The following is a 5,386-nucleotide window of genomic DNA, read 5'->3' as shown; positions in this document are numbered from 1 at the left end:
TGCAGATCGCCCAGGCGGCGCCCGCCGACACCAAGATCGACCGGGCCGAAGTCGAAGGCATCATCCGCGACTATCTCCTGAAGAACCCGGAAGTGCTGCTGGAGGCTCAGGAAGCGCTCGAGGCCAAGCAGAAGGAGGCGCAGCGCGTCGCCAGTCTCGCCATCATCAAAAATGCCAAGGACCAAATCTTCAACTCGGCCTTCGACGGCGTCGTCGGCAATCCGAACGGCAAGGTCACCATCGTCGAGTTCTACGATTACAATTGCGGCTACTGCAAACGCGCCATGGAGGACATGCAGACGCTGACGACAGCCGATTCGGACCTGCGCTTCGTGCTCAAGGAGTTCCCGATCCTCGGCCCGGATTCGCAGAAGGCGAGCGTCGTCTCGATGGCCTTCCACCTGATGATGCCGGAGAAATACGGCGAGTTCCACAACGCGCTGCTCGGCGCCCAGGGACGCGCCACCGAAGCGGCGGCCATCAAGGTAGCGCTTTCGCTCGGCGCCGACGAACCGACGCTGCGCGAGAAGATGAAGGACCCGTCGATCGCCGAGGCCCTCTCCGAGACCTATGACCTTGCCAACAAGCTGGCCATCACCGGAACGCCTTCCTATGTGGTCGGCAACGAGGTGGTGTTCGGGGCGCTCGGCCAGAAAGTGCTGGCGGAGAAGATCGAGGCGGCCAAGGCCGCACTCTGATCGCCCGCTGGCTTTCGGCGCAAGCCATTTTCCGCCTGTTGTGGACAGCGAAAGAACCTACTTGCGCTCTTTTCGCAGGCGTCTAAGCCCATTATAGAGGACCGGCGCGCCGACTGATGCCGGCGCTGATGTGGTGGATTTGAAGTTCCTGCTGCTTTGGTGGCATCAGCGTTCAGGAACTTCAAATCCACCACATCAGAAATGTATAAATTGCCAGTGTGGCTTTGAATCCGAAATTCGTTCAAAGCGCTGCTGCAAGGTATTGCGAATTTCGGATTCAAAATCACACTGGGAAAGGTCGGCATTTTGAAAACGGTTTTCGTCCTGAACGGTCCCAACCTCAACGCGCTCGGCAAGCGCGAGCCGGGCATCTATGGCGGCAAGACGCTTGCCGCGATCGCCGACGATTGCAAGCAGGCAGGTGCGGCGCTTGGGCTCGAGATCGATTTCCGTCAGTCGAACCATGAGGGCGACCTCGTCGACTGGATACAGGAAGCCGCCGACAAGGCTGTTGGCATCGTCATCAATCCGGGCGCCTACAGCCACACCTCGATCGCCATTCACGACGCCATCCGCTCAGTCGCCCCATTGCCCGTCGCCGAAGTTCATCTTTCCAACATCCATGCGCGGGAATCATTCCGCCACGTCTCCATGGTCTCGCCGGTCGCCGTCGGCGTGATCTGCGGGTTCGGGCCGCTCGGCTACACACTGGCGCTGCAGGCGCTGGCCGCACGGCTATGACCGGCCAACAAACAGAAGGCTCGAAAATGTCGATAAAGAAGAATGGTGTTGACCAGCAGCTTATCCGCGATCTGGCGGGCATACTGAACGACACCAACCTCACCGAGATCGAGGTCGAGCTGGGCGACTTGAAGGTGCGCGTGTCGCGACAGGCGCCGGCCGTCCATGCGGTCGCCGCACCGCAGCCCGCCTATGCGCCGCCGGCAGCGCAGCCATCGGCCGCAGCCGCGCCGGCAGCGGCCGACGTGTCCAAGAATGCGGTGGCCTCGCCCATGGTCGGCACCGCCTACCTGGCGCCGTCGCCCGACGCCAAGGCGTTCATCGAAGTCGGCCAGCAGGTGAAGGAAGGCCAGACGCTGCTGATCATCGAGGCGATGAAGACGATGAACCAGATCCCCTCGCCTCGTGCGGGCACGGTGACGGCGATCCTGTTCGAGGATGCGCAGCCAGTCGAATACGGCATGCCGCTCGTCGTGATCGAGTAGAGCCGGGAACAGCCGAAAGATGTTCCAGAAAATCCTCATCGCCAATCGCGGCGAAATCGCTCTGAGGGTGCTGCGCGCCTGCAAGGAGCTCGGCATCCAGACGGTGGTGGTGCATTCGACCGCCGACGCCGACGCCATGCATGTGCGGCTTGCCGACGAGAGCGTCTGCATCGGCCCGCCGCCGTCGCGCGACAGCTATCTCAACATCCACCAGATCGTCGCGGCCTGCGAGATCACCGGCGCCGACGCGGTGCATCCGGGCTACGGATTCCTGTCGGAGAATGCCAAATTCGCCGATATCCTCGCTGCGCACAACATCACCTTCATCGGTCCGTCCGGCGATCACATCCGCATCATGGGCGACAAGATCGAGGCCAAGCGCACTGCAAAGCGTCTTGGCATCCCGGTGGTGCCCGGCTCCGACGGCGCGGTCACCGAGGAAAAGGACGCCAAACGCATCGCCGCCGAGATCGGCTATCCCGTGATCATCAAGGCGTCGGCCGGCGGCGGCGGACGCGGCATGAAGGTGGCGCGCAGCGAAGCCGATCTTGTGGTCGCGTTGCAGACGGCGCGCTCGGAAGCCGGGGCCGCTTTTGGCGACGACGCCGTCTATATCGAGAAGTATCTCGAAAAGCCGCGCCACATCGAGGTCCAGGTGTTCGGCGACGGTGCCGGCCGCGGCGTGCATTTCGGCGAACGCGACTGTTCGCTGCAGCGCCGTCACCAGAAGGTCTGGGAAGAGGCGCCCTCGCCGGCGCTCAATGCCGAGGAGCGCGCGCATATCGGCGGCGTCTGTGCGAGGGCGATCGCCGATCTCGGCTACTCCGGTGCCGGCACCATCGAGTTCCTCTATGAGAACGGCGAGTTCTATTTCATCGAGATGAACACGCGCCTGCAGGTCGAGCATCCGGTGACGGAGGCGATCGCCGGTATCGACCTCGTGCATGAGCAGATCCGCGTCGCCTCGGGCGGCGGGCTTTCGGTGCGCCAGGAAGAGATCCGCTTTCAGGGCCATGCCATCGAATGCCGCATCAATGCCGAGGATCCGCGCACCTTCACTCCCTCGCCCGGCACGATCACCCACTTCCACACGCCGGGCGGCCTCGGCATCCGTGTCGATTCCGGCGTCTATTCCGGCTACAAGATCCCGCCCTACTACGACAGCCTGATCGGCAAGCTGATCGTGCACGGCCGCAACCGTGTCGAATGCATGATGCGGCTGCGGCGGGCGCTCGACGAATTCGTCGTCGACGGCATCAAGACGACGCTGCCGCTGTTTCGCGATCTCGTCGGTAATCCCGATATCGCCAATGGCGAGTATGACATCCACTGGCTGGAAAAATATCTGGCCAAAGAGGATTAGGTCGTGAACTTATAGAATATAATGTCGCGATGACCCGTCCCTACGCGCCAGGCTATCGCATCCCGACCGACCTGTTGCTCAAGGCCTACGCCTCGGGCGTCTTTCCGATGGCCGAAAGCGCCACCGATCCCGAAGTGTTCTGGGTGCGGCCGGAGACGCGCGGCATCATCCCGCTCGATGGCTTTCACACGCCTAAAAGCCTGAGGAAGGCGATCCGGAAAAACCTGTTCGACATCCGTTTCGATTTCGACTTCGAGGCGACCATCGACGGCTGCGCCGAGCGGCGCGAAGAACGCCGGTCGACCTGGATCAACGCGCCGATCCGCGAGGCTTATGTCGAACTTCACCGGATGGGCCATTGCCATTCGGTTGAAGCCTGGCGCGAGGGTCGGCTGGTCGGCGGCCTCTACGGCGTGTCGCTCGGCCGGGTATTCTTCGGCGAGAGCATGTTCGCCCGGGAAACGGACGCGTCGAAGATCTGCCTGGTGCATCTGGTTGAACGCCTGAAGGAAAGGCGCTTTGCGCTGCTCGACACGCAGTTCACCACCGAGCACCTCAAACGTTTCGGCGCGATCGACGTGCCGAGGGGCAAGTATGAAAAGATGCTGGCTGACGCGCTGAAGGGCGAAGCGGTCTTCTTTCCCTGACGAACCGTCCAATCAGTCTTTCGTCGCAACTTCCAGCGGCGTCTGCGCGTGGAACATCATCTTCCAGCCATTGACGCGATGGACATAGCCGGTGCTGACCAGCGCCGCATAAGGCTCGCCATTCTCGCGAGTGGCATGGGCCTCATAGGTCAGCACAACGATGTCGCTGCCCGGCTCGATGATGCCCTTGAGCTCGATATCGAGATCGCGCCAGCGGTTCGGATCCGTCGCGGTTTCGGCCAGATCGGCGTTACTCATCGTTTGCGCCATCTGTGGGAAAGCCACCAGGCATTCGGTGTCGGCATTGGCTTTGAAATAGGCAGCGTCGCCGGTCCAGAACCCTCTTTCGAGATCGAGGAGTTCGTCCTTGTTGGCCATCATGGGAACATCTCCGTACCGCCAGCCATGACCAACGCACGGAGAATAAGGCGGTTCCGGTAGCTCAGTATGTGATCCCGAACAGGAGATCCCGCGTGCCTGGCGCTCTAATTGGATTTAGCAGCGTCGGGTGCCGGCACCTCCGACTTCTGCTTGCAGCCCTTCAGCCAGACATCGTAGACCGCGTGCTCGACGGCGTTGAGGCCGGGGCTTTCGGCAAACATCCAGCCGGTGAAGATGCGGCGGATCTTGCGATCCAGCGTGATCTCGTCGACCTCGACAAAGGAATCGGTCTTTGGCTCTTCGGTTTGCGGCCGCGAATAGCAGATGCGCGGCGTCACCTGCAAGGCACCGAACTGCACCGTCTCGTCGATATAAACATCGAAGGTGATGATGCGGCCGGTGATTTTGTCGATGCCGGCGAATTCGGCGACGGGATTGGTGATGCGTTCTGGTGCCGCAGGTGCCGCCGGCGCCACTGTCGCCTCCGGTTCCACCGGCGCCTCCGGGTCCACTGGCGCCTCAAGCGTCTGTGCGGCGACCATGCTAAAAGCCGCAAAAGCGGCGGCGGCCACCGTCAGTCCGCCCATCGAGATTCGGCTGAAAATGCTCATGCAAGGGTCCGGTGGTTTGCGCCCGGGGTGATTCTGTCGCGCCCAAGGCTAGTCGCTGCTGTCAGATCGGCAAGCAGCTAAACACCAATTGTGGCGATAAAGGACCCGATCCGCCGCGACGAGCGGTTACGAACCCGGCGTCCAGGCGTCGTAATCGCCCGTTACCTGCGGGCGGTGCTGGTTGGTGAGCACAGAGCCCTTGGGGCGATAGGCGGCGGCACTTCCGGTGAGGTTCGGCTGATGCGGCTTCTGCCAGTCGCGTGGCTTGTAATTGTCGCTCGGCGGCGCGATATCGACGCGGTGATGCATCCAGCCATGCCAGCCGGGCGGAATCATCGAGGCTTCCGCATAGTCTCGATAGATGACCCAGCGGCGGGTGCGGCCTTCCGAATCGACACCACCCTCGTAGTAGACGTTGCCAGCCTCGTCCTGCCCGACTTTCTTGCCATGCCGCCAGGTG

8 protein-coding genes are annotated in these 5,386 nt (G+C 62.2%); 5 read left to right on the top strand and 3 right to left on the bottom strand.

Annotated features, from left to right (window positions below; translation table 11 throughout):
* The 5 genes from EOA85_RS26365 to aat all read left to right on the top strand — a co-directional run.
* A partial coding sequence (locus tag EOA85_RS26365; protein ID WP_164759886.1) for a DsbA family protein occupies window positions 1-698 on the top strand: 698 nt, incomplete at its 5' end.
* Between the two features lie 306 nt (window positions 699-1,004).
* Window positions 1,005-1,439 (top strand): type II 3-dehydroquinate dehydratase, encoded by a 435-nt coding sequence (gene aroQ, locus EOA85_RS26360; RefSeq protein ID WP_031254564.1) that lies wholly within the window; start codon window positions 1,005-1,007, stop codon window positions 1,437-1,439.
* A gap of 26 nt (window positions 1,440-1,465) precedes the next feature.
* Entirely contained in the window at window positions 1,466-1,924 is a 459-nt protein-coding gene (gene accB / locus EOA85_RS26355) for an acetyl-CoA carboxylase biotin carboxyl carrier protein (protein ID WP_095492057.1), read from the top strand.
* Window positions 1,925-1,943: 19 nt separating this feature from the next.
* Window positions 1,944-3,287, top strand: a complete 1,344-nt coding sequence (gene accC, locus EOA85_RS26350; protein ID WP_127211724.1) for an acetyl-CoA carboxylase biotin carboxylase subunit — start codon at window positions 1,944-1,946, stop codon at window positions 3,285-3,287.
* A gap of 29 nt (window positions 3,288-3,316) precedes the next feature.
* Window positions 3,317-3,934, top strand: a complete 618-nt coding sequence (gene aat / locus EOA85_RS26345) for a leucyl/phenylalanyl-tRNA--protein transferase (protein WP_127211723.1) — start codon at window positions 3,317-3,319, stop codon at window positions 3,932-3,934.
* 12 nt (window positions 3,935-3,946) lie between these two features.
* On the opposite strand, the gene EOA85_RS26340 is transcribed toward aat, so the two are convergent.
* From EOA85_RS26340 to EOA85_RS26330, 3 genes are all read right to left on the bottom strand, one after another.
* Window positions 3,947-4,315, bottom strand: a complete 369-nt coding sequence (locus tag EOA85_RS26340) for a hypothetical protein (protein ID WP_127211722.1) — start codon at window positions 4,313-4,315, stop codon at window positions 3,947-3,949.
* Window positions 4,316-4,419: 104 nt separating this feature from the next.
* Complete coding sequence (locus EOA85_RS26335; RefSeq protein ID WP_164759885.1) at window positions 4,420-4,926, bottom strand: DUF2155 domain-containing protein; 507 nt, start codon at window positions 4,924-4,926, stop codon at window positions 4,420-4,422.
* Window positions 4,927-5,052: 126 nt separating this feature from the next.
* Window positions 5,053-5,386: NADH:ubiquinone oxidoreductase subunit NDUFA12 (locus tag EOA85_RS26330; protein ID WP_127211721.1), on the bottom strand; the 334-nt coding region annotated here is incomplete at its 5' end.

It is taken from the genome of Mesorhizobium sp. M5C.F.Ca.IN.020.29.1.1, from assembly GCF_003997375.1.
GTDB classification, from domain to species: Bacteria; Pseudomonadota; Alphaproteobacteria; order Rhizobiales; family Rhizobiaceae; genus Mesorhizobium; species Mesorhizobium wenxiniae.
This window is presented reverse-complemented; position numbering and strand designations above follow the sequence as displayed.

Excerpts from the sequence above, each read along its gene's own strand:
- accB (WP_095492057.1), top strand. The coding sequence starts at position 1,466 with ATGTCGATAAAGAAGAATGGTGTTGACCAGCAGCTTATCCGCGATCTG.
- accC (WP_127211724.1), top strand. The coding sequence starts at position 1,944 with ATGTTCCAGAAAATCCTCATCGCCAATCGCGGCGAAATCGCTCTGAGG.
- aat (WP_127211723.1), top strand. The coding sequence starts at position 3,317 with ATGACCCGTCCCTACGCGCCAGGCTATCGCATCCCGACCGACCTGTTG.
- EOA85_RS26340 (WP_127211722.1), bottom strand. The coding sequence starts at position 4,315 with ATGATGGCCAACAAGGACGAACTCCTCGATCTCGAAAGAGGGTTCTGG.
- EOA85_RS26335 (WP_164759885.1), bottom strand. The coding sequence starts at position 4,926 with ATGAGCATTTTCAGCCGAATCTCGATGGGCGGACTGACGGTGGCCGCC.